General features: G+C 46.2%; 1 protein-coding gene. It reads right to left on the reverse strand.

What is annotated here, in order from left to right:
- The coding region (locus KVT32_RS29660; RefSeq protein WP_217619380.1) for a hypothetical protein at positions 1-301 on the reverse strand (301 nt) is incomplete at both ends.

The raw sequence follows: 301 nt of genomic DNA on the forward strand, positions 1-301 counted from the left end.
AAAGGCGACTGGGAGTTCGTCGCGCCACATCGCAACCTTTCCAACAAGATCAAGCGTATTTCGTGTATTGAAAACCACATCCCCAAAAAATAATCGATGCGCCTTGCCGGGCTGAATCCCTGATTCAATGTATTCAATCTTTGAAATGTTGAACTTACCACGCCCCAAATTTCCCATTTTCATTAGGGGAAATTTTGTTTCTGCACTTTGATTCGGATAGTTGCCACCAAGTCGTGCCTTTAAGAGAACAGAACGTAGCGGCTTAACATCCCAATCCTCTGGAATCACCCCCACCTCCGGC

The organism is Achromobacter sp. GbtcB20, assembly GCF_019091095.1.
Lineage (GTDB): Bacteria > Pseudomonadota > Gammaproteobacteria > Burkholderiales > Burkholderiaceae_B > Achromobacter > Achromobacter mucicolens.